This is a genomic window from Ensifer sp. ZNC0028 (genome assembly GCF_000799055.1).
Lineage (GTDB): Bacteria > Pseudomonadota > Alphaproteobacteria > Rhizobiales > Rhizobiaceae > Ensifer.
In genome coordinates this window covers 1-22,354 of the sequence record NZ_JTLA01000012.1, presented here as the reverse complement: position 1 = coordinate 22,354, position 22,354 = coordinate 1, and the positions used below count along the sequence as shown (strand labels likewise).

The window sequence follows — 22,354 nt, the reverse complement described above, 5'->3', positions numbered from 1 at the left end:
AATCATTGTGCGCAGGCGGATGAGCGCTTTTGCGGGTCAGTTCGCTTAAAGGCGGACAGTCTGGCTGAAACTTAAATGGCGCACCCGACAGGATTCGAACCTGTGACCTTTGGAATCGGAATCCAACACTCTATCCAGCTGAGCTACGGGTGCATCCGTTTGGCGGCAGGGCCGCCGAAGCAGGCTGTGAGCGGTTCTTAGCCTAGCTTGCGCGTCGCTTCAATGGTCATTGCAAGAGATTGTGGTAGAAACAGCCATCCTGTGCCTGCGTTGTGATCGCGGCGCATCGCTTCGGGCAATGGCGCCGGGCGATAGCCAACCCAAATGACCGGATCACCCACCCGATGTAGCTAGAATTGGTCAGGCAAACCGCCTTGCGACGAGGCGCTGTGCGTTATAAATTCGTCATTATAGATAATTCTAAATTAATATACCCAGTGCTCGAGTAGGCAAGCGTTCCAGTAACCAAGTGCTCCAGTACCCAGTGCTCGCGTAATTGCTTCAGGCGAGGGGGCAGATTTTGGTCAACCGATATCTCACGACCGGCGAACCGGCGTTGGAGAGGCTGCGCTCCGATCCCGTATTGATGTGTCTGGTTGCGCTCGCGGCCGTGCTTTTCGTGCTGAACACCTGGAACGGTATCGGCATCCTTCCGGATTCGACGCGTTACATGCAGATCGTCAGCACGCCCTATGACGCGCCGCTCTACGCGTGGATGCTGGCTGCCGGGGGATCCCTTGGATTTGCGCTCGAGCATGTCGCGCTCGGCATTGCCTTTCTGCTTTATCTTCTCAATACCTGGCTCGTCGTTTCGCTGTTCAGGACGGCGCTGCCGGACCAGCCGTTCTTCGTGACCGTCGGAACGCTTTTGATTATCGTCAATCCGACTTTCCTCTGGACGAGCACCATCGCGATGTCGGAGGCGCTGTTCCTGGCGCTGACGTTTCTCGGTATCCGTTTCTTCATTCGCTACATGCACGGCGAGGGGCGGGGGCCCTTGCTTGCCTCATCTGCCTGCGTCGGGTTTGCCATGCTCGCTCGCTTCGTGGCGCCTCCGGTGGGGGCAGCCTTTGCCACCATCGCGCTCTTCTACAATTCAGCGCGGTCCCTTCGCCAAAGGCTTTTCGATGTCGCCCTCCTGTTCGTCGGTAGCGCCGGTATCTTTCTTGCCTGGGTGATCGTCAGCAAGCTGCTGGTCGGCCGGTCGGTCGGCCGCGCGCTCTGGTTCTATGGCAATGCCGATGCCGACCGCTGGCTGGGCGGACTGTCGCTTCTGGCGAGCTTTCTCCTGCCGAGCCAGGTGCCGCAGGTGATCCGCATCCCGGTGCTGCTTCTCGCGCTCGTCGCCGCGACGGTTGTCCTGGTGCAGACGCTGAAGCGAAACTGGCCCGAACGCCGGCCGGACGACCGCGATCTGATGACACTCATCTTCGGCCTGTTTGGATATTTCTACCTGCTGTTCGTCGTGCTTGCCGTGCATGTGGAGGCGAACCTGCAGCTCAACACGCGCTACTCGCTTCCCTTCTATGTCGCCATCATCTTCGTCCTGGTGATTGCAGCGGCAGACTATTGCGGTCGCGTCGATGCCGCACCCGTCGTTCGGCGTTCGCTGGCGCTGATCCTGCTCTGCCTTCTTGCCATCAACGGACTGCGCAGCACCGCCCAGACGGCGGAAGCCTTTCGCGAAGGGGTGGGCTTTCAGAGCACGGCGTGGAAGTCGTCGCCGATCGTTCGCGCCGTCAGGGCGTTGCCGGCCGATGCGGTCATCTTCACCAATGCCTGCGACCCGCTCAATTTCCTGACGCGCCGCTCGACGGACTGGATACCGTCCCATAGCGAGCGGCGCACCGGCCTTGAAAGCGATGCCGGTCCGCTCGACCTGCAGCTCGAGCGGTTTCGCGAGGATATGGCGCAGAAGAATGCCTATGTCGTCTTCGTCGATGCGATCGACTGGCGGTTCTACCTGGTGACGGAGAAAGAACTCGTCAAGCTCGCCAAGCTGAAGCTCGTGCGCTCCGAGAGCGACGGTCGCATCTACCAGACGGCAAATACCGGTGCGCCGTAGGCGCCCGAGACAGGCGTGCGTGGTCTCTAGACAAGGAGAGAGACATGCCAGTGAACCCTGAAGAGACGACGCGCATCGAGGCGTTGGGCGCCCAGCCGCAGGGAAGGGCGAGCGACTACCTGTCGCTGGCCCGGTTCGACCATGTCACCAAGCACGTCTTCATCCTGCCCGGGCTGATCCTCGCCTGTGCCCTCAGCGAGCCCGATCCGGCGGCTCTGGTCATCAACATTCCCGTGGGGCTTCTGAGCGCCGTCGCGATCGCATCGGCCAATTACGTCATCAACGAGTGGCTCGACCGGGAGCGCGACGCGGCCCATCCGACCAAGTCGCAGCGTCGCGCCGTCGTCGTAGAGATGCAGCCGCGCATCGTCTACGGCGAATATCTGCTGCTTGCCGCCATCGGACTGCTGCTTGCGTCGGTTGTCGGCAAGCTCTTCTTCGCCACGTCGCTGCTCTTCCTGCTGTCCGGCATCCTCTACAACGTCGAGCCGATCCGGGCGAAGGACAAGCCCTATCTCGATGTGCTGACGGAGTGTCTCAACAACCCGATCCGCTTCCTGCTCGGCTGGGCCATCGTCGACCAGGTGACCTTGCCGCCAGTCAGCGTGCTTGCGGCCTACTGGATGGCCGGCGCCTTCCTGATGGCGGCCAAGCGGCTCGGGGAATATCGCGACATCGCCGCGAATGCCGGGGTCGCCGTCCTGAAGAAATACAGGCGGTCGTTCGAGTACTACACCGAGGAGAGCCTGACCGTTTCCTGTTTCGTCTACGCGATGATGACGGCTTTTCTGCTCGGCGTTTTCCTGGTGAAGTACCGGGTGGAATACATCCTCGTCTTTCCGTTCATCAGCGGCCTCTTCGCCGTCTATCTCTGGCTTGCCACGCGCCCCGGATCGGTGGTGCAGCGGCCGGAAAGGCTGTTTCATTCGCGCCGGCTGGACGTCATGCTGACCTTGACCGTCGTCGTCTTCCTGTTCGCGAGTTTCGTCAACGTGCCGATGCTGGACTTCATGGCCGCCTCGTTCCTCGTACCGATATCGTCGCTGCAATGACCGGTTCGACGCTGCCAAATGGGCTCGTGCATTGGGATCGAGTACGCCTCGTGGTGTTCGATCTCGACGGGACGCTGTACGACCAGCGGCGGCTCAGGGCGCGAATGCTGCTTCGGCTGGTTGCAGACGCGGCGCGCAGGCATAGCCTTGGCACCATCCGCATCCTGCGCGCCTTTCGCGACTGCCGGGAGGAATTGGGCGATGCGTTGGCGACCGATGTGGCAACCCGTCAATACGAGTTGACCGCCGAGCGGTGCGGGCGGTCGCCGGAGACCGTCAGGAAAACCGTCGAGGAATGGATCGAACGGCGTCCGCTCGATCTCCTTCCTGCCTGCCGGTGCCGCGGTGTCGAGCGGGTGTTTGCCGGCCTTGCGGCTCAGCGAAAGACGATTGCCGTTTTGTCTGACTATCCGGCTTCGGAGAAACTGAAGGCGCTTGGCCTTGGCGCCAACATCGCCGTTTCCGCCATGGATCCGGAAGTCGGCGTTCTGAAGCCGCATCCGGCCGGTCTTGCCCATGTGCTTGCCTGTGCGCAGGTGCCGGCGGAGCAGGCGATCATGATCGGCGACCGGGTGGAGCGCGATTGGGCCGTGGCGCAGAGCCACGGCATGCGGGCGCTCATCCGCAGCGCAAGGCCGATCGCCGGCGTCGATACGTTTCGCGGTTATGACGACGAGATCTTCTGGCCGGTGACGGAGCTGCTGCCGATGGGCGCGCCGGCTCCAGCGCCCCGCTCGCTCACGATATCATCTTGAGCAGCCACAGAGCGCCCTGTTTGAGTGGGGCGCGGTGCGGGCTTTTTGCGGTGATGGCGGAGGCGACCTTCGCGCTCTGCCGATACCAATCGTAGCTCTCCTGCAGCATGGCTTCGTTGGAGTATTTCGGCCGCCAGCCCATGGCAAGCAGAGGCTCGACGTCGAAGTAGCATTCCTTGTGGTAGGTAAGATAGTGCCACGGCACCAGCGGCGAGACCCTCAGCCAATGCAGCGCCCGGAGCGTGTTGATGGTGGCGGCAGTCGGCAGGCTCCGGACCTTCGAAGTGCTGCCGGCGTAGCGGATCAGGGCCTCCAGGTCGTGACGCAGCGTGCCAAAGCGGTCGGTACCGACATTGTATGTGCCGCTCCGGCCGGCCTTGAGTGCCAGCATGTAGAAATCCATGAGATCATGGGCGTGGACGAACTGGAACTTGATGTTGCCGGAACCGATGACATAGACGGCGCGGTTTTCGCTGATCCACTCGAAGAGGATCTGGAAGATGCCGAGCCGGCCGCCGCCAAGGGTCGCCCGGGGGCGGATGGTGATCAGCGTCATATCGGCGGCCGCGCAGATGGCCTCGGCGACCTCTTCGCCGGCGCGCTTCGATTTGCCATAGGGCTCCACCGGACGAAGCGGGGTCGCCGCGGTAATCGGGCCGGACGGCGGGATGCCGTAGGCGGCGGTCGAGCTGACATGGATCAGCGACCGTACGCCCGCGCTTGCGGCTTCCTCGCAGACGATGCGGGTCCCCTCGACATTGACGTTCCAGTAGTCGCGCCCCGCATCCGTCTGCGCCACCAGCGCCGCATTGTGGTGAACGACGTCGACGTCGCGCATGGCGGCGCGCACGCCGTCGCGGTCGAGCACGGAGCAATTGACGAACTCGATATCGGCCGGGCGGGAGCGATCCTCCCAGAGGTCGAGCACCCGCACCTCGTCGCCGTGTTCGCGCAACCGTCGTGCTGCGAGGTTGCCGATGAAACCCGATCCGCCGGTAATCAAATGTCGCATGTGTCCCTCCAGCCCCTGTCTGCGGGAATTGTCCGATCAGATCGCCCGATCCTCGAGCGCGCGTGTGATGTTGCGATGCGCGACGGCCATCACCGTTCCTTGCGGATTGACGACCGTCGGGCCGCACAGAAGCGAAGCGTCGGCGATGTAGAGATTGTTGGCGCCATGCACGCGCCCGAACGAACTCGCCGCGCATTTTTCGGCATCCTCGCCCATCGGGCAGGAGGAGAAGAGGTGAAGTGCGGTGGCGTTTGCCTGCTTCGGAGGAAGCGTTTCGGGAAGCTTGGCGATATCGGCCAGCGATTTCAGCACGGGATAGCCCGGAATGCTCGGATAGACTGCAAGGGCGCCGGCAGCAAAGAGAACCTCCGCGAGGCGTGCGAGGCCGACGGCCAATTCCTTCAGGTCCGAGGGCTGAAGGCCGACCCGCACCAGCGGATCGCGAAAGCCGGGCAGGGATCTTACCTTGCCGGATCCGCCGGTGCTCTGCACGTAGTAGATCGCCATGCGCCGCCAGTCCCGATCGACCGCGTCGATCATCTCCGGATGCGCCGCCATGGCAAGCGCCAGGGCCGGCCGCTTGCTCATGGAGCAGCCCATGCTGAAGCGCGGGTCGAATTCCTTGATCTGGTGGACCGGCTCGAGTTCGCCAGGGGTGTTGAGCTCGTCGGGAAAGACTGCCACCACCTTCAGCATCGGATGGAAGCGCAGGCTGTCGCCGACGTGGCGGGTGATGCCGGAGCGGCGCAGCAGCCACGGGGTCTGCACCGCGCCGCCGGCAACGAAGACGGTTTTTGCCTTCAGCTCGATCTGGCGTGTGCCTCCCGCCCCCTTGCTGTGCGCATGCACCGTCCACTGCCCGTTCGCATGGGTAAGCCTGGTTGCGCAGGTATCGGCCAGCAGCATGCCGCCGGCGTCGAGGAAGCGCGGCACGAACGTTGCCGACATCGATTGCTTTCGGCCCGGAGATCCGCCGGCCCCGGCGGCGGCGTAGGCATAGAGGCGCGGCACTTCGAGGGAAGACCAGCCGAGCCGCTGCGCACCCTCGTCGAGCCGCGTCGACAGCTGCGGTGCGGGGCCGGGCAGGTATTCGACCCTGGCGACCGCCTCGCAGGCGTCGAAATGCGGGGTCAGATCTTCGAGTGTCAGGGCATCGACCCGATAGTCGCGGATCCAGCGGTCGAGCACCGTCTGCGGTGTGCGATGGTAGAGGCCGCGGTTGATCTCGCTGCCACCGCCGACGCAGCAGCCCTCGACATAGGCGATCTTGGTCGCGCCGAAGCCGATGTTGATGCCGGCGTTGCGGTACTTCTGAAGGATTTCCTCGCGGGAGAAATGCGGCGCGGACTCAAGCGCCAGATGCGGACCTTCCTCGATCATCAGCACGGACTTGCCCGCTTCCGCGCAGCGGGTGGCGGTCACCGCGCCGCCCGGGCCGGAGCCGATGACGATGATGTCGGGGGCGAGCCTCTCAGGGGCCAGCCGGCGCTCCGGTTGCGACAGGTTCATGCTGGTAGTCCTGGCCGTAAAGGTCTGAGTAAATACAGAATAATGCCAATGACATGTGGAACTCGACGAAACGCCGCCGGAACTCGAGGCGGGATTGCCGCCATTTGTCGATTTCGGCCAGTCGGTCGTCGAGCGAAAGCTGATGAAAGAACTTGCCTCTGCGCAGCAGCGGCCAGGCATTGAAAAGAAGCACGAGACTATGGAAGGGTGGGCGCAGATAGTCGGGCATCTGACGATGAACTTTCAGCAGAAATTCCGCCGCACGGACGCCCAGGGCGCCACGGCTGTCATCGGTCGCGCCGCGTTCATGCGCGATCGTCTCGCCGAGCGCCAGGATGGCCTGCTGAAAGTGCTGCGACATGGCCCGAGCCCCGTTATCAAGCCGACCCCTCGTAAGGAGCCTGACGCTGTTTTGATAAAGACGGTTGTCTGCTCTTTACTGCCTGTATTTCTAGCTGCTCTTATAAGCAAAAGCTACTAAAACGTTGTTTTCGGCCAGGCGACGACCGTCTGTGCGCCAGTCGCCGGACGTCGCTCGATGCGAAAGGCACGGGATGAGACGCCTTCTGGATATGAGTTTTGTTCGCTATTTCGCCTGCGGCTGCATCGCGGCGAGCCTGCAGGTGGCCACGCTCGCCGCGCTGGTCGAGACAGCGCGGCTCGAACCGGTCTATGCGTCCACCATCGCCTTCTACTTTGCCGTCGTCGTCAACTATTGCCTGCAGCGGCGCTTTACCTTCCGATCTGACGAACCGCACCTGAAGGCGCTGCCGAAGTTCTTGGCGGTGTCGACCTTCGGCGCCGGAATAAACGCGGTTGCGTTCCTGCTGCTATCGACCGTCATGCACTATGTCGTTGCCCAGGCACTGGCGCTGCTCCTGGTCTTTTCGGTGAACTATGCCCTGAGCCGGACGCTGATTTTTCGCACTGGCAGCGCTGGCGAAGCGGGCGGCACGGAGCCGGCCCGTGCGGCGGGGCGAGCCTCATCGGGCAAATAGAAACGCCGCGCCCGGGGGCGCGGCGTCGTTGAGAGCGCGGTCTTGCGCGATGAAGCCGACCGCTTGGCCTACGCCACCTGCATGGCGCCGGGGCCGGGGATCGCCTTGGGCGGTACCTTGCCCATGATGATCATGCCGAGCACCTCGTCCTTGGTGACGTCCTCGGTGCGGGCCTGGCCGACGACCTGGCCGTTCTTCATCACCGACACGCGATCGGCGAGGTCGAAGACGTCGTGGATGTCGTGACTGATCAGGAAGATGCCGATGCCTTCGCGCTTCAGCTGTTTGATGAGATCGCCGACCTGGGCGGTCTCCTGCGGCCCAAGGGCTGCCGTCGGCTCGTCCATGATGAGGATGCGGGCGTCGAAGAGGATCGCGCGGGCGATCGCCACCGATTGCCGTTGGCCGCCCGAAAGCGCCTTCACCGGCTCCTTGAAACGCTGGAAGTTGGGGTTGAGGCGCCCCATGACCTCGCGGGCCTTGGCCTCCATCGCCACGTCGTCGAGCGTGCCCCACGGCGTGCGCAGTTCACGGCCGAGATAGAGGTTGGCGGCGGCGTCGACGTTGTCGGCGACGGCGAGCGTCTGGTAGATTGTCTCGATGCCGTATTTCTTGGCGTCGCGCGGGTTGTTGATGTCGGCGGCCTCGCCGTTGATCAGGATCTCGCCGGCATCGCGCTTGTAAGCGCCCGAAAGGATCTTGATCAGGGTCGACTTGCCGGCGCCGTTGTGGCCGAGCAGTGCCACGACTTCGCCGGGGTAGAGATCGACGGAGGCGTTGTCCACCGCGTGGATGCCGCCGAAGGAGATGGAAATGTTCTTCATTTCCACAAGCGGAGTGCGTTGGTCTTTCATGGATCGTACTCCTTACTTGGCGCGGGCGCGGTAGACGGTGTCGAGCCAGACGGCGACGACGAGGACCACGCCGACGACGATGCGCTGGAACGGACTGTCGATCCCCAGGAGCACCATGCCCGACTGCAGGGATTGCATGACGAGCGCACCGATCATGGCGCCGGCGATCGTGCCGACGCCGCCGGCAAGCGAGGTGCCGCCGATGACAGCTGCCGCGATCGTATAGAGCTCGTCGAGTTCGCCTTGCGCGTTGGTCGCGGCATTGAGGCGGGCGGTCGAGATTGCCGCGGCGATGGCGCAGAGGACGCCCATCAGCGTGAAGATCTTGACGGTAACCCAGCGGGTCTTGATGCCGGCGAGTTCGGCCGCCTCGGGGTTGCCGCCGAGCGCAAAGACATAGCGGCCGAAACGCAGGCGGGTGGCGATGAAGGTCATGACGATGCCGACGGCGATCGCCATCAGCACCGGTATGGCGATGCCGTGCGAGATCATGAGGCCGCCGTCCGGCCAGGCGATGCCGTTGGCGTCGGCATATTTACGGGCGATGTTGGTCGGCCAGTAGTAGCTGTTGGCAACGGTGATCGCGCCGAGAACCAGGATACAGCCGAGGATCGCCAGGAAGTACTCCGCCCAGACCGGGCGCAGCGGGAAGCGGAAGCGCTTGCGCTGCTTGCGCGAATTGAGGATGGCGGCAACGATGGCGATGCAGGCGAGGATGCCGACGATCCAGCTGGCCGTTGCGCCGATCGAGCCTTCTGTGCCGCCGCCCATCAGGCGGAAGGTGGCGTTCATTGGTGCGACCGTCTGGCCGCTGGTGACGAACCAGGTGGCGCCGCGCCAGACGAGCAGGCCGCCGAGCGTGACGATGAAGGCGGGCACATTGAGGAAGGCGACGATCGAGCCCTGCAGCGCGCCGATGGCGGCGCCGACGGCGATGCCGCTCAGAAGGGTGATGATCCAGATGGCGGGGTGTTCGAGGCCGAGATATTGCGGCAGGAACTTCGCCTGCATGACCCCCATGACCATGCCGCAGAAGCCGAGCACGGAGCCGACGGAGAGGTCGATGTTGCGGGTGACGATGATCAGCACCATGCCGGTCGCCATCACGGCGACAGATGAGGTCTGAACCGTCAGGTTCCAAAGGTTGCGTGGCGTCAGGAACAGCCCGCCGGTCATGATCTGGAAGCCGACCCAGATGATGACGAGCGCGCCGACCATGCCGAGCAGCCGGGTGTCGATCTCGGTGGCGCGGAAGAAACGTTTTACCGGGTTCTCGTCCGCTGTACGGGCGCGATTTGTCTGTGCGCCCTTTGTGTTGCCTTGTGTGATGTCGGCCATGGACGTGCCTTCCCCCCACTTATGTTGTTGATGTCATCGCGTCAGTGGCACCAAGAGCCCCAAATGGACGCGACAAGTCCGGTGCGACGGCAGAAACCGAGCCTGCGTGCTGATTGTTGCGGTCGCGGAAGCGGTATTGTCCGCCGCGTCCGCACCTTGCGCAAGCGCCGCAACGGGTTGCGTTGCGGCGCTTGTCTTTTGTCAGCGCTCAGTTCTGCTGGTGCGGCTTATTTGCAGGCCGCGACGTCGCCCTTGACGCCCTGGCAGGCTTCAGCCTTGGAGATCCAGCCCGCGTCGATGACGACGTTCAGGTTGTCCTTGGTGATCGGCAGGGGAGCCAGGAAGACCGACTGCATGGCCACGCCCTTCGGGCCGCCGTTGAAGGTGGTGACGCCAGAGACTTCTTCCATCTTCTTGCCGCCGGCAAGTTCGACGGCGACTTCTGCGGCGCGCTTGCCGAGCTCGCGCGAGTCCTTCCAGACCGAAACGGTCTGCGTGCCGAGCGCAACGCGGTTCAGAGCCGCCTTGTCTGCGTCCTGGCCGGAGACCGGAACGGAGCCGGCCAACCCTTGAGCGTCGAGGGCAGCGATTGCGCCGCCCGCGGTGCCGTCGTTGGAGGCGACGACCGCATCGACCTTGTTGTCGTTGGCGGTCAGGAACTGCTCCATGTTCTTCTGGGCGTTTTCAGGCTTCCAGCCGTCGGTATAGGCTTCGCCGACATTCTTGATCTTGCCGGCGTCGACGGCTTCCTTCAGCACTTCCATCTGTCCGGAGAAGAGGAAGTCGGCGTTCGGGTCAGAAGACGAGCCCTTGATGAAGACGTAGTTGCCTTCCGGCTTCACCTTGAACACTTCGCGGGCCTGCATGCGACCCACTTCCTTGTTGTCGAAGGTGATGTAGAAGGCGGCCGGGTTTTCGATCAGGCGGTCGTAGCCGACGACCGGAATGCCTTCGGCAGCAGCCTTTTCGATCGCCGGGCCGATGGCGTCGCTGTCCTGGGCAAGCACGATCAGTGCATTAGCGCCCTGGGCGATCAGCGATTCGATATCGGTCAGCTGCTTGGCGGCGGACGACTGTGCGTCAGCGGAGATGTACTTGTCGCCCGAGGCTTCGAGGGCTGCCTTGATGGCGGCTTCGTCGGTTTTCCAGCGCTCTTCCTGGAAGTTGGACCAGGAAACGCCGACGACCAGGTCCTTTGCCTGGGCAACGGAATGCAGGGAAACGATGACGGCAACGCCTGCCATCAGCTTCAAAACGGATTTCATTTCATCCTCCCGAGTGAGGGCCGGCCGAGCGTGCGAACCTCCCGCACCATCCTCTGCCAGCCTTAGACGCTGTCGTAGATCGTGCCGCTACACCGTGCGGAATTATTTTCTCGACAGTCGAGAAAATGAATGTCATGGATTTTTGAGGCTGTCAACACGGCGTGAAAGCGTCGGTTGCGGCATCAACAAGGTGCTCCGCGAGCGGTCGCGTCCGATGTTTCTCGACCGTCCCGAAAATCGGTGCCACAAGGCTGTCGACAAGGTGTTCGGCGCCTTGTCTTGCCGGTCAACAGATGCTTTGGGAGGGGCATGTGTTCGAAGGATCCGCCACTGACAGGGACGTCTCATGCTGACCAAGTCCAGCACTGAGCTCGTGCGTCAGCAAAACAGCGCGTTGGTCCTTGCGGCGCTCCGGCGGTCCGGCAATCTTTCCCATACGGAAATCTCTTCCGAGACCGGGCTTGCCTCGGCGACCGTTTCGGCGATCACCGCGGAGCTGGAAAAGGCCGGCGTGCTCGCCAAGGCCGAGCAGCAGGTCCAGGGCGGGCGCGGGCGGCCACGGGTGCTGTTCACGCCACGCCGCGATCACGGCCATCTGATCGTCGTCCGGATCTCGTCCGACATCGTGCAATATTCGCTGGTCGATTACGGCGGCACGTTGCTCGACCGCTTCGACGAAACCCGAAACCACGACGAGCGCGGTACCGCCCCTTTCGCCCGGGCATTCGTCGATGCGCTCGAGCGCCTGTTGCAACGGTCGAGACTGGAGCGCAGCCAGGTGCTGGCCGTCTCGATCAGCAGCAAGGGCCTGGTGGACGGCGCGTCCGCGCGGCTCTTGTGGTCGCCGGTGTTCGGACGGGAGGAGCTCGATTTCGCCGCGCTGCTCGCGCCGGACTGGCGGGCGAAGGTCATGCTCAGCAACGAAACCCTTCTGGTCGCGCAGGCACTCGCCGCCCAGGCCGAGCGCAAGCCGGAGAGCGGCTTCAGGGCCCTTGCGGCGATCTCGCTCGGGCACAGCATCGGGCTCGGGGTCGCGCGCAAGAGCCAGAGCGGCGAGATGGACGTCAGCGCGCCGAATTTCGGCCATATGCTGCACATGCCGTCGGCGGGCCTTTGCCGCTGCGGCGCCTATGGATGCATAGAGGCGGCGGCCGGCTTCTACGGCATCCTGCGCGCGGCCTTCGAAGTGCCGGCCGATACCATTCCCGCCAAGTTCGTACCGGTTACGGAACTCGACAAGATTGCAGCCAGCGCACGGCAGGGCCACCGCATGGCCGGCTACGCCTTTCGCCAGGCCGGCATCGCGCTCGGCAACGGCATCTCGCGCATGTTGAGCCTCTATGAGCGCATGCCCGTCCATGTCACCGGACCGGGCCTGCGCTACTTCGATCTGATGCTGCCGGGGATCGAGGAGGGGCTCGCCCAATCGATGCAGATCCGGCTTCAGGGGGCGCCGGAAATCACGGTCGTTGCCGACGAGCAGCGCCTGGTTTTCGAGGGGCACCTGGCACGGGCGCTCGGCGCGATCGATGGCGATACCGCCAGCGTCGGCGCATCCGCGATGCACGGTTGAGGCGAATTTTCGGCGCAACCATTTTTGGGGTTGTGTCGAAGGTGAACAATTCCAGCGATGCAATTTACAGTTATTTAGCGACTCCTTGTCAAGGTGAGCCTGACGCGGGAGACGATTATGTTTTCAGTGATTGCATGCATACGCGACGATCATGACTGGCGCCTCATCCTGGTTGCCGCGATCGTCTGCCTGGCAGGCAGCGTCGCGACGATGCTGCTCCTGTTACGCGCGCAGCGAAGCGAAGGCAGCCAACGCGGTTTGTGGATCGCGGCCAGCGGCTTTGCCTGCGGTATCGGCGTCTGGTCCACCCATTTCATCGCCATGCTCGCCTATGATGGCGGCGTTCCCGTCGCCTATGGCGCCTGGGGCACGCTCCTCTCGGTGGCCGTGGCGATCGCAGCGTCCTGGCTCGCCTTTGCGATCGGTCTTGGCGGGCGCTCGCATCTTTCGATGACCTGCGGCGGCCTGCTGCTCGGCGCCGGCATTGCGGCGATGCACTTTACCGGCATGCGGGCGATCGAGATCCAGGGGCATATTTCTTACGATCCCGAAATGACGGTCTCCGCCGTGCTCGCCGGGACGATGCTGGCCGGGGCCGCGCTCTACGCCTTTCAGCTCTTGCGTGGCGTGCGGCGCATGGTCGTCGCGTCGCTGCTTCTGGTCGTCGGCATCTGTGCGCTGCATTTCACCTCGATGAGCGGCATCACGCTGGTGCCCGAGGCCAATGTCGCCGTTGCCGAGACCATCCATCCCGCCTGGCTTGCGGGCGGCGTCATTGCCGCTTCGACCACCTTGATCGTGCTCGCCTTCGGCGCGCTCTTTCTCGACCGGCACCTGACGGATCTGCGCGGGCTCGCCAATGCATCGCTTGAAGGCATGGCGATCATCTTCGATGGCGTGATCGTGGACGCCAACGAACGCTTCGCAGGACTGACGGGCCGCAAGCTGTCGGAGCTTTCCGGACGGCCTCCGGCAGACATCTTCGTCTTCGGCGAAGAGGGATTGGACGCCCACAGGCACGACGATGGTCCGGGCGAAATCGATCTTCTGAACGCGGAAGGCCGCACCATTCCGGTGGAGTTCATGTGCCGGACGATCGAATATCGCGGCCGGGAATGCGACGTTATCTTCGTGCGCGACCTTAGGGCGCGCAAAGAAGCCGAGCGCACGATCGAACATCTCGCCCATCATGACGCGCTGACGGATCTGCCGAACCGCGCCTTCTTCGACCGCAGGCTGGCCCAGACGCTGGCGGCGGCGGCTGCGAGAAACGAGGAACTGGCGATCCTCTGCCTCGACCTCGACCGCTTCAAGGCGGTCAACGACATCTTCGGCCACGGCGAGGGCGACCGCATCCTGAAGAAGGTCGCCGATATCCTGCGGGCGGCCGTCGGCGAGCAGGATACGATCGCCCGGCTCGGCGGAGACGAATTTGCGATCATCCAGGTGGGCGGCAGGGAGCCGGAAGCGGCGCGGCAGCTGACGGACCGGATCCTCGCGCTGTTTGCCGCCGAGATGGACACCAATCGCGACCCGACCGCCGTCGGCGTCAGCATCGGGGCTGCGATCTTTCCGGCCGACGGGCAGACGGCGGATCAGTTGCGCAACAATGCTGACACGGCGCTCTACCGCGCCAAGCAGAGCGGCAAGGGCATCGCCTGCTTCTTCGACCGTGAGATGGACGAGGCAGTCCGCACCCGCCGCCAGATCGAAAACGACCTGCGCCATGCAGTGCTTCGCCGGCAGTTCTTCCTCGAATACCAGCCGCTGGTCGAGGTCCAGAGCGACAGGATCATCGGCTACGAGGCGCTTTTGCGCTGGAGCCACCCGCAGCGCGGTCTGGTCGGCCCGGACCTGTTCATTCCGATTGCCGAAGAGAGCGGTTCGATCATCCAGATTGGCGAATGGGTGCTGGAGCAGGCCTGCACGGAAGCGGTGAAATGGAACGAGCCCTTGCCGGTTTCCGTCAATGTTTCCCCTGTGCAGTTTCTGTTGCCCAACCTCTTCGACCAGGTCGCGGGCATACTGCGGCGGACTGGGCTTGATCCGTGGCGGCTGGAGCTCGAGATCACCGAGAAGGCGCTGATGCACAATCGCGACGACGTGCTTGCGACCCTGGTCAGGCTGCGCATTCTCGGCGTCAGGATCGTCATGGACGATTTCGGCACCGGGCATTCGTCGCTGAGCAACCTGCAGAACTTCCCCTTCGACAAGCTGAAGATCGATTGCAGCTTCACCGCGGCCTTGGAAAAAGATCCTTCGGCCCAGGCGATTGTCAGGGCGATCATCGCGCTTGGCCACAGCCTCCGGCTGGCGGTGGTGACCGAGGGCGTCGAAACCGAGCGTCAACGGCAGATCCTTGCGGAGGAAGGCTGCCTGCAGATGCAGGGCTTCCTGTCGGGACGGCCGGGCGCTGCGCCCAGCACCGGTTGGGACGGTGCGGCGGCGCGGCATAAAATACCGGCACAGGCCGACAGCTGACGGCGGTTGCAATCCGATAAAAAAAGGCCGGGCGCGAGTGGCGCCCGGCCTTTGTCTATCCCTCGCAATGCGGGATCAGGCGACGCTGATCTGGCGCTTCTCGACGACGGACTTCACAGCCGCATCGGCAAGCGCGAGGGCCGCTAGGCCGTCCTTGCCCGATGGCGTGATTTCCGCGCCCTTTTCGATTGCGGCGATGAAGCTCTCGATCTCGTTGGCATAGGCTTCGGTGTAGCGGGTCATGAAGAAATCGTGCAGCGGCGGGCGGGTGTAACCGTCGCCATTGGCGATCTCGATCGAGACCGGGCGCTGGTTCTCGGCCGAAGCCACGCCCTTCGAACCGTGCACTTCGATGCGCTGGTCGTAGCCGTAGGTGGCGCGGCGGGAATTGGAGATGATCGCCTGCTTGCCGGACGCCGTCTGCAGGATGACCGAGACGCTGTCATAGTCGCCGGCTTCGCCGATCGCCTTGTCGACGAGAACGGCGGCTGTCGCCGTCACCGAGACCGGCTCTTCGCCGAGCAGGAAGCGGGCCATGTCGAAGTCATGGATGGTCATGTCGCGGAAGATGCCGCCCGAACGCTTGATGTAGTCGACCGGCGGGGCGCCCGGATCGCGCGAGGTGATCGTCACCATTTCGACGTCGCCGATCTTGCCGGCGTCGATCGCCTTCTTCACGGCCATGAAATGCGGGTCGAAGCGGCGGTTGAAGCCGACCATCAGCTTGGCCTTGGTCTCGCTGACGACCTTGAGGCAGGTCTTGACGCGCTCGGCATCGAGATCGACGGGCTTCTCGCAGAAGATTGCCTTGCCGGCGCGGGCGAAACGCTCGATCAGGTCGGCATGGGTGTCCGTCGGGGTGCAGATGACGACGGCATCGATGTCCTTGGCGGCTTCGATCGCCTCGATGGTGCGGACCTCGCAGCCATACTGCTTGGCAATGGCATCGGCGGCGGCCGGGAAGGCATCGGCGACGGCAACAAGCACAGCGTCGGGATTGCCGCTGACGGCTTTCGCATGAACCTTGCCGATGCGGCCGGCGCCCAGAAGACCAAATCTGACTGTCATCTCTGTTTCTCTCGAATTCCGGTTCGCGACCGGGAAGGGGCGTGATGATCGGCGCTCATCGCGCAAAGGCGCCGCGGAACGCTGCTTCCGCGAATGGTTTGGAGAATTGCCACGAAAGACCGCGCGTTGGAACGCTGCGCTGAGCGCCTCTCCCTTGATACCTCCATTTCCACTCGGCCGCTTCTTATTTGGAATGAAGTCGCCGATGTAGATTATTTCGGAATTTTTATTCCATTTTTATTGCGTCCGTCAAGGGGAGTCGGAGGCCATGGCCTTGCCGTCCGCGACGAATTTCCCCTAAATGGGACGCACGCGACAAGGCGACCAGAGGACAGAATGCTCAAATTCATCGATCCGGACCATCCCTTCTACCGCCCACTGTGGATCCGTCTGCTGATCGTGGGCTTCTGCGGCGTCTGGACAGTGGTCGAATTCCTGGGCGAGCAAACGATGTGGGGGATGATTTTCCTCGCGGTCACCGCCTATGCCTCGGCGGCTCTCTTGGTTTTCTACAAGCCGAGCGAGAAGGGCGTCGAGAAAGCTGGGGACGAGGGGCAAGGCAAGGGCGACGGGAGCGACGCTGCCGGCTGAGGTTCACGGCGCCGGGGTGATGGCGCGCATCTGCTTTGCGGCTTCGTCGATCAGCATGTTGGCGAGCTTCATGCGCACGGTGGCATTGGCGCGAAACGCGGCCGGTAGCCGGTCCGGGTGGTTCAGGGCCGCGAAGGCCCGCCGTTTTGCCGCAAGGGTCATCTGCGTTTCGCCGTCGACAAGCGCCAGTTCCTCGGCCACGTCTGCAAGCGTCGTACGGCTAAGATAATCCGGCATGACCGGTGGAGGCGGCGGCTCCACGAAAGACGCATCGAGATAGGCGCGCTCGACGGCGCCGAAGGCAGCCGAGCGAACGCTTTCGGCCGCAAAGGTGTTGTCGAATGCCGGGGCATAAGGCGTGGCGACACGCGTCGCTTCGGCCGGTGCCGGTTCGATATCCTCTTCCGATTTCAGCCGCTCAAGCACCGACTGAAAGACTGACATTCCAAACATGACGTCTCCGATCGCCGTGCAAAATGGCAGGCGGAGATTATCCCGGGCTGATCAGCGTGATCATGCCCGGGCTGATCAGGCGCGGCCCTGCTTGAGGATCAGGTCGTAGAGCAGCTTGGCGCTCGGCGGCAGCGCGCGTCCCTCGGCGGTGATCAGCCCATAGGGTTTGATGCGGATCGGGATCTCGGTCTTCAGGATGCGGATTTCCCCGGCCGGCGTGCCGTTGCCGGCAATCAGGTTGGCGACGTCGAGCGCCACCGGTGCAATTGCGTTGGTGTTGCGCACGATCGACAGCGTCAGGATGATCGACGAGGTGTTGATCACGGTCGCCGGCAACCGTACCCCGGCCGCGACGAAACTGTCTTCGACCGCGCGCCTCAGAAGCGTGCCGGGCGGCTGGAATACCCAGTCATAGGAGGGTAGGTCCTCGGCGACGACCATGGGCTTGTCGAGCAGTGGATGGCCGTCGCGCACGATCAGGCAGACCTCCTCGTAGCCGATCTCCACCATGTTGAAGAGCCGCGGCGGCTGGTCGTCGGGGATGCGGCCGATGATGAAGTCGTGCCGGGCGGCGAGCAGTTCCCTTGCCAGGACGTTGCTGTTTTCGATCTGGACGTTGATCTCGATGCCGGGATAGGCGGTCATCACCTGGCGGATGGCGGGCACCGCGAGGTTGAGCGCCGGGCCTGTGACAGAGCCGAGCGAGACCGAACCGCCGCTGCCGGTCTTCAGCTCGTTGATCTCGCGCGATGCCTCCCGCAGCTCCAGAAAGATGCTGCGCGCGCGCCGCGCCAGCGCTTCGCCGTAGGGCGTCAACAGGACGCCGCGCGCCACGCGTTCGCACACCGGCGCCTTCAGCATGGTCTCGATTTCCGAGAGCATGCGCGATGCTGCCGGTTGCGAGATGCCGAGAGCGTCGGCGGCGGCGCTGATACGGCGGTGATCGTCGATCGCGAGAATCAGGCGGAGGTGACTGATCTTCAGGCCCGAGCGGAAAAGCGTCGAATCGACGAGTTCGCCGGCGGTGCTCGGTTTCTGATCGCGCATTTCAACCTCCGCGTTTTTTTATTTGATTTTCAGGGATTTTCAAAAATCACACTGTTTGCGCTCGATATATCATTTTTGGTATGTATTCAAAGCAATATTGTATTTGACAGTTATATGGTTTCATTCCAGTTTTTGCTTATGTGCCAGCGCATGTAGGAGCATGCGAGGCGGGGAGGCCTCTCCTTCACCTTGACCGCAGCCGGAGACGAAGATCTCGGGCGGCGGATTGCTGCGCATAGACGGAAAGGCTCTCGCCTGCCGGCTTCAACTTTTTTGGGAGAGAACTGATGAAATTGATGACTTCGCTTCTCGCAGCCGCCGCGATTTCGATCGCGTCCTTCGCTGCACCGGCATTTGCGCAGGACAAGGGCACGGTCGGCATTTCCATGCCGACGAAGACGTCGACCCGCTGGATTTCCGACGGCGAGACCATGGAGAAGCTGTTCAAGGAAGCGGGCTACACGCCGGACCTGCAGTTCGCTGACGACGACATCCCGAACCAGCTTGCCCAGATCGAGAACATGGTGACCAAGGGCGCCAAGGTTCTCGTCATCGGCGCCATCGACGGCACGACGCTCTCCGACATCCTGCAGAAGGCACACGACGCCGGCGTCAAGGTGATCGCCTATGACCGCCTGATCCGCGACTCGGGCAATGTCGACTACTACGCCACCTTCGACAACTTCCAGGTCGGCGTGCAGCAGGCAACCTCGCTCGTCCAGGGCCTCAAGCTCGACGGCGCAACCGAGCCGAAGAACATCGAGCTCTTTGGTGGTTCGCCTGACGATAACAACGCCTTCTTCTTCTACGATGGTGCGATGTCGGTCCTGCAGCCGCTGATCGACAGCAAGAAGATCGTCGTCAAGTCCGGCCAGAAGGGTATGGACCAGGTCGGCACGCTGCGTTGGGACGGTGCCGTTGCCCAGGCCCGCATGGAAAACCTGCTGTCGTCGAACTACACCGACGCCAAGGTCGATGGCGTTCTGTCGCCCTATGACGGCCTGTCGATCGGCATCATCTCGGCGCTGAAGGGCGTCGGTTATGGCTCGGGCGACATGGCGATGCCTGCCGTCACCGGTCAGGACGCCGAACTGCCGTCGGTCAAGTCGATCCTTGCCGGCGAACAGTATTCGTCGATCTTCAAGGACACCCGCGAACTCGCCAAGGTCACCGTCGGCATGGTCAACGCGATCATGGAAGGCAAGGAGCCGGAAGTGAACGACACCAAGACCTATGACAACGGCGTCAAGGTCGTACCGTCCTACCTCTTGAAGCCGGTTGCCGTCGACAAGTCCAACATCAAGGACGTGCTGGTTTCCTCCGGTTACTACACCGAAGACCAGATCAACAACTGATCTTTTTGAGCGTGAGGGCCCGTGCATGCGCGCGGGCCCTTTTATCCAGATGACGGAGCCGGTACTCTCTTCAAAGACTGCCGCTGGAATGACTGAACATGGACAATATCATTCTTGAAATGCGGGGCATCACCAAGACGTTTCCGGGCGTCAAGGCGCTGGACAATGTCAGCTTCAAGGTCCGCGAAGGCGAGATCCACGCACTCGTCGGCGAAAACGGCGCCGGCAAGTCGACGCTGATGAAGGTGCTGAGCGGCGTCTATCCCGCCGGCACCTATGACGGCGAGATCCACTATGGTGGCGAAGCCCGCCGTTTCTCGACGATTTCCGACAGCGAAGACCTGGGCATTATCATCATTCACCAGGAACTGGCGCTGGTGCCGCTGCTGTCGATCGCCGAGAACATTTTCCTCGGCAACGAGATCGCCAGCAACGGCGTGATCCACTGGCCGCAGACCTTCGCCCGCACACAGGAACTCTTGAAGAAGGTGGGCCTCAGCGAGAGCCCGGCGACGCTGATCACCGACATCGGCGTCGGCAAGCAGCAGCTGGTCGAGATCGCCAAGGCGCTTTCGAAGAAGGTGCGGCTCTTGATCCTCGACGAGCCGACCGCCTCGCTCAACGAAACCGATTCCGATGCGCTTTTGAAGCTGCTGATGGAGTTTCGCACGCAGGGCATGACCTCGATCATCATCTCGCACAAGCTGAACGAGATCCGCAAGGTCGCCGACCAGATCACCATCCTGCGCGACGGCGGCACGGTCGAGACGCTCGACTGTCACAGCGAGGACATCGGCGAGGACCGGATCATCAAGGGCATGGTCGGCCGCGCCATGGAAGACCGCTATCCGCCACGCGAGCCCAAGATCGGCGAGACGCTGCTTGAGGTGAAGAACTGGAACGTCTTCCATCAGCAACACCGCGACCGGCAGTTCCTGCACGATGTCAATTTCACCGTGCGCGCCGGCGAGGTCGTCGGCATCGCCGGGTTGATGGGCGCAGGGCGCACTGAAACGGCGATGAGCCTCTTCGGCAAGTCTTGGGGCCACAAGATCTCAGGCGACGTGAAGATGCGCGGCAAACCCGTCGACGTCAGCACCATTCCGCGGGCGATCGATGCGGGGCTTGCCTATGTCACCGAGGACCGCAAGCAGCTCGGCCTCGTGCTGATTAACAACATCAAGGAGAACACGACGCTCTCCAACCTGAAGGCGGTGGCCGCGAACGGCGTCATCGACGATCGCAAGGAAGCGAAGGTCGCTTCCGACTATCGCTCGAAGCTGCGCATCCGTTCGCACTCGATCTATCAGGAAACGGTCAACCTTTCGGGTGGCAACCAGCAGAAGGTCGTCTTGTCCAAGTGGTTGTTCACCAATCCGGAAGTTCTCATTCTCGACGAGCCGACACGCGGCATCGATATCGGCGCGAAGTATGAGATCTACACCATCATCAACCAGCTTGCCGCCGAGGGTAAGGGCATCCTGATGATTTCATCGGAAATGCCGGAGCTGCTTGGAACCTGCGATCGCATCTACGTCATGAACGAGGGCCGCATCGTCGCGGAGCTTTCGAAGGCGGAAGCGAGCCAGGAATCCATCATGCGTGCCATCATGCGTTCAGGGGAGAAACACTAATGGTCGCCGATACGAGCACCCAAAACAACAAGCCCTCGATCGGGGACTACCTCAAGAACAACATCCGCGAATACGGCCTGCTGGTCGCGCTCGTCGTGATCATGCTGTTCTTCCAGTTTGTCACCAATGGCGTCCTGTTCAAGCCGGTCAACATCACCAACCTGGTGCTGCAGAACTCGTTCATCGTCATCATGGCGCTCGGCATGCTGCTGATCATCGTCGCCGGGCATATCGACCTGTCGGTCGGCTCGATCGTCGCCTTCATCGGCGCGATTTCGGCGATCATGCTGGTGAAATGGGGCCTGCCGGCCATCGTCGTCATCCCCGCCTGTCTGATCGTTGGCGGCATCATGGGGGCGGCACAGGGCTATTGGGTTGCCTACCAGAAGATCCCGTCCTTCATCGTGACGCTGGCCGGCATGCTGGTTTTCCGCGGGCTCACCTATGTGGTGCTCGGCGGCCGCCCGATCGGTCCGTTCCCGAAGGAATTCCAGCTGCTGTCGACGGGCTTCGTTCCGGACTTCCTCTATTTCCTCAACCCGGCGCCCGAGACCATCCAGAACATGGTGGCGCTCGTCGCCGTCATCGCGCTCGTCGGCTACGCGATCTATGCGGGCATTCGCGACCGCAAGATCAACGAGCAGCACGGCACGGAAAACGAGCCGTTCATCTTCTTCGCCGTGCAGATGGCGGTCATTGCCGCCGTGGCGCTGTTCATCGGGTTCCAGCTTGCGACCTATCGCGGCCTGCCGAACGTGCTGATCGCCATGGCCGTGCTGATTGCGCTCTACACCTTCATCACCACCCGTTCGACGATCGGTCGCCGCATCTATGCGATGGGCGGCAACGTCAAGGCGACCAAGCTGTCGGGCATCAATACCGAACGGCTGACCTTCTACACCTTCGTCAACATGGGCGTGCTTGCCGCACTCGCCGGCATGATCATCACCGCTCGCCTCAACTCGGCCACGCCGAAGGCCGGCGTCGGCTTCGAACTCGACGTCATCGCGGCCTGCTTCATCGGCGGCGCCTCGGCGTCGGGCGGCGTCGGCAAGATCATCGGGGCTGTCATCGGCGCCTTCATTATGGGCGTGATGAACAACGGCATGTCGATCATGGGCATCGGCATCGATTACCAGCAGCTGATCAAGGGCCTCGTGCTGCTGGCTGCCGTGTTCTTCGATGTCTACAACAAGAACAAGGGTTGAGCGCAAAGCCATAAGACCCGGCGTAAACCAGTAACATTCACCGGCGGCTGCGGCTGCCAGGATCGGCGGATTGGTCCGCCGGAATTGGGTGGCGAG

Annotated in this window: 19 protein-coding genes and 1 tRNA gene; 10 read left to right on the top strand and 10 right to left on the bottom strand. The window is 62.8% G+C overall.

Features of this window, described 5'->3' with window-relative positions; genetic code table 11:
• Positions 1-76: 76 nt before the first annotated feature.
• Positions 77-153 (bottom strand) — tRNA-Arg (locus L981_RS03405).
• 367 nt (positions 154-520) lie between these two features.
• Between L981_RS03405 and L981_RS03400 the strand changes: the two genes are divergently transcribed.
• From L981_RS03400 to L981_RS03390, 3 genes are read left to right on the top strand one after another with little or no spacing between them, the layout of a single operon-like run.
• A complete protein-coding gene (locus L981_RS03400; RefSeq protein WP_156133949.1) occupies positions 521-2,065 on the top strand; it encodes a glycosyltransferase family 39 protein in 1,545 nt (514 codons plus the stop codon).
• Between the two features lie 44 nt (positions 2,066-2,109).
• Positions 2,110-3,117 (top strand): UbiA family prenyltransferase, encoded by a 1,008-nt coding sequence (locus tag L981_RS03395; RefSeq protein ID WP_052201556.1) that lies wholly within the window; start codon positions 2,110-2,112, stop codon positions 3,115-3,117.
• Positions 3,114-3,872 carry an HAD family hydrolase gene (locus tag L981_RS03390; RefSeq protein ID WP_052201555.1) on the top strand — a complete coding sequence of 253 codons (759 nt, stop codon included), beginning with the start codon at positions 3,114-3,116 and terminating at the stop codon, positions 3,870-3,872. Before L981_RS03395 ends, L981_RS03390 begins: the two co-directional genes overlap by 4 nt.
• Here the strand turns inward: L981_RS03390 and L981_RS03385 are convergent.
• Genes L981_RS03385 through L981_RS03375 form a run of 3 tightly spaced genes read right to left on the bottom strand, consistent with a single transcriptional unit; the run spans position 3,856 to position 6,754 of the window.
• On the bottom strand, positions 3,856-4,884 hold the full coding sequence (locus tag L981_RS03385) for an NAD(P)-dependent oxidoreductase (protein WP_043611680.1): 1,029 nt from the start codon (positions 4,882-4,884) through the stop codon (positions 3,856-3,858). The genes L981_RS03390 and L981_RS03385 overlap by 17 nt on opposite strands.
• A gap of 36 nt (positions 4,885-4,920) precedes the next feature.
• The gene (locus tag L981_RS03380) at positions 4,921-6,393 is read right to left on the bottom strand and encodes a GMC family oxidoreductase N-terminal domain-containing protein (protein WP_052201554.1); all 1,473 of its coding nucleotides are present in this window, start codon (positions 6,391-6,393) and stop codon (positions 4,921-4,923) included.
• Positions 6,356-6,754, bottom strand: coding sequence for a hypothetical protein (locus L981_RS03375; protein ID WP_043611678.1), 399 nt, complete (start codon positions 6,752-6,754; stop codon positions 6,356-6,358). Before L981_RS03375 ends, L981_RS03380 begins: the two co-directional genes overlap by 38 nt.
• Positions 6,755-6,947: 193 nt before the next feature.
• Here L981_RS03375 and L981_RS33180 point away from each other — a divergent pair, with 193 nt between their 5' ends.
• Positions 6,948-7,391 (top strand): GtrA family protein, encoded by a 444-nt coding sequence (locus L981_RS33180; protein WP_082005871.1) that lies wholly within the window; start codon positions 6,948-6,950, stop codon positions 7,389-7,391.
• 68 nt (positions 7,392-7,459) lie between these two features.
• On the opposite strand, the gene L981_RS03365 is transcribed toward L981_RS33180, so the two are convergent.
• The 3 genes from L981_RS03365 to xylF all read right to left on the bottom strand — a co-directional run bounded on the left by L981_RS03365 (position 7,460) and on the right by xylF (position 10,848).
• A complete protein-coding gene (locus L981_RS03365; RefSeq protein WP_034793927.1) occupies positions 7,460-8,245 on the bottom strand; it encodes an ATP-binding cassette domain-containing protein in 786 nt (261 codons plus the stop codon).
• Between the two features lie 12 nt (positions 8,246-8,257).
• The gene (locus tag L981_RS03360; RefSeq protein ID WP_043611676.1) at positions 8,258-9,583 is read right to left on the bottom strand and encodes a sugar ABC transporter permease; all 1,326 of its coding nucleotides are present in this window, start codon (positions 9,581-9,583) and stop codon (positions 8,258-8,260) included.
• A 227-nt stretch (positions 9,584-9,810) separates the two neighbouring features.
• Positions 9,811-10,848, bottom strand: a complete 1,038-nt coding sequence (gene xylF / locus L981_RS03355) for a D-xylose ABC transporter substrate-binding protein (protein WP_043611674.1) — start codon at positions 10,846-10,848, stop codon at positions 9,811-9,813.
• A gap of 346 nt (positions 10,849-11,194) precedes the next feature.
• Between xylF and L981_RS03350 the strand changes: the two genes are divergently transcribed.
• Entirely contained in the window at positions 11,195-12,421 is a 1,227-nt protein-coding gene (locus L981_RS03350) for an ROK family transcriptional regulator (protein ID WP_043611672.1), read from the top strand.
• Positions 12,422-12,538: 117 nt separating this feature from the next.
• Positions 12,539-14,902, top strand: coding sequence for an EAL domain-containing protein (locus L981_RS03345; RefSeq protein WP_043611671.1), 2,364 nt, complete (start codon positions 12,539-12,541; stop codon positions 14,900-14,902).
• A 75-nt stretch (positions 14,903-14,977) separates the two neighbouring features.
• On the opposite strand, the gene iolG is transcribed toward L981_RS03345, so the two are convergent.
• Positions 14,978-15,970 (bottom strand): inositol 2-dehydrogenase, encoded by a 993-nt coding sequence (gene iolG, locus L981_RS03340; protein WP_043611669.1) that lies wholly within the window; start codon positions 15,968-15,970, stop codon positions 14,978-14,980.
• Between the two features lie 336 nt (positions 15,971-16,306).
• Between iolG and L981_RS03335 the strand changes: the two genes are divergently transcribed.
• Complete coding sequence (locus L981_RS03335) at positions 16,307-16,561, top strand: hypothetical protein (RefSeq protein WP_043611667.1); 255 nt, start codon at positions 16,307-16,309, stop codon at positions 16,559-16,561.
• Positions 16,562-16,564: 3 nt separating this feature from the next.
• Here L981_RS03335 and L981_RS03330 read toward each other — a convergent pair whose 3' ends face one another.
• Together L981_RS03330 and L981_RS03325 are read right to left on the bottom strand one after the other, a co-directional pair.
• Positions 16,565-17,014, bottom strand: a complete 450-nt coding sequence (locus L981_RS03330) for a hypothetical protein (RefSeq protein ID WP_043611665.1) — start codon at positions 17,012-17,014, stop codon at positions 16,565-16,567.
• Between the two features lie 75 nt (positions 17,015-17,089).
• A complete protein-coding gene (locus tag L981_RS03325) occupies positions 17,090-18,061 on the bottom strand; it encodes a LysR family transcriptional regulator (RefSeq protein ID WP_043611663.1) in 972 nt (323 codons plus the stop codon).
• 287 nt (positions 18,062-18,348) lie between these two features.
• On the opposite strand from L981_RS03325, the gene chvE reads away from it, so the two are divergent.
• From chvE to mmsB, 3 genes are all read left to right on the top strand, one after another.
• Positions 18,349-19,416: a multiple monosaccharide ABC transporter substrate-binding protein gene (gene chvE, locus L981_RS03320; protein ID WP_034793892.1), complete on the top strand. Its 1,068-nt coding sequence runs from the start codon at positions 18,349-18,351 to the stop codon at positions 19,414-19,416.
• Between the two features lie 98 nt (positions 19,417-19,514).
• Complete coding sequence (gene mmsA, locus L981_RS03315; RefSeq protein ID WP_043611661.1) at positions 19,515-21,050, top strand: multiple monosaccharide ABC transporter ATP-binding protein; 1,536 nt, start codon at positions 19,515-19,517, stop codon at positions 21,048-21,050.
• Positions 21,050-22,258, top strand: a complete 1,209-nt coding sequence (gene mmsB / locus L981_RS03310; RefSeq protein WP_043611659.1) for a multiple monosaccharide ABC transporter permease — start codon at positions 21,050-21,052, stop codon at positions 22,256-22,258. Before mmsA ends, mmsB begins: the two co-directional genes overlap by 1 nt.
• The last annotated feature ends 96 nt before the right edge of the window (positions 22,259-22,354 follow it).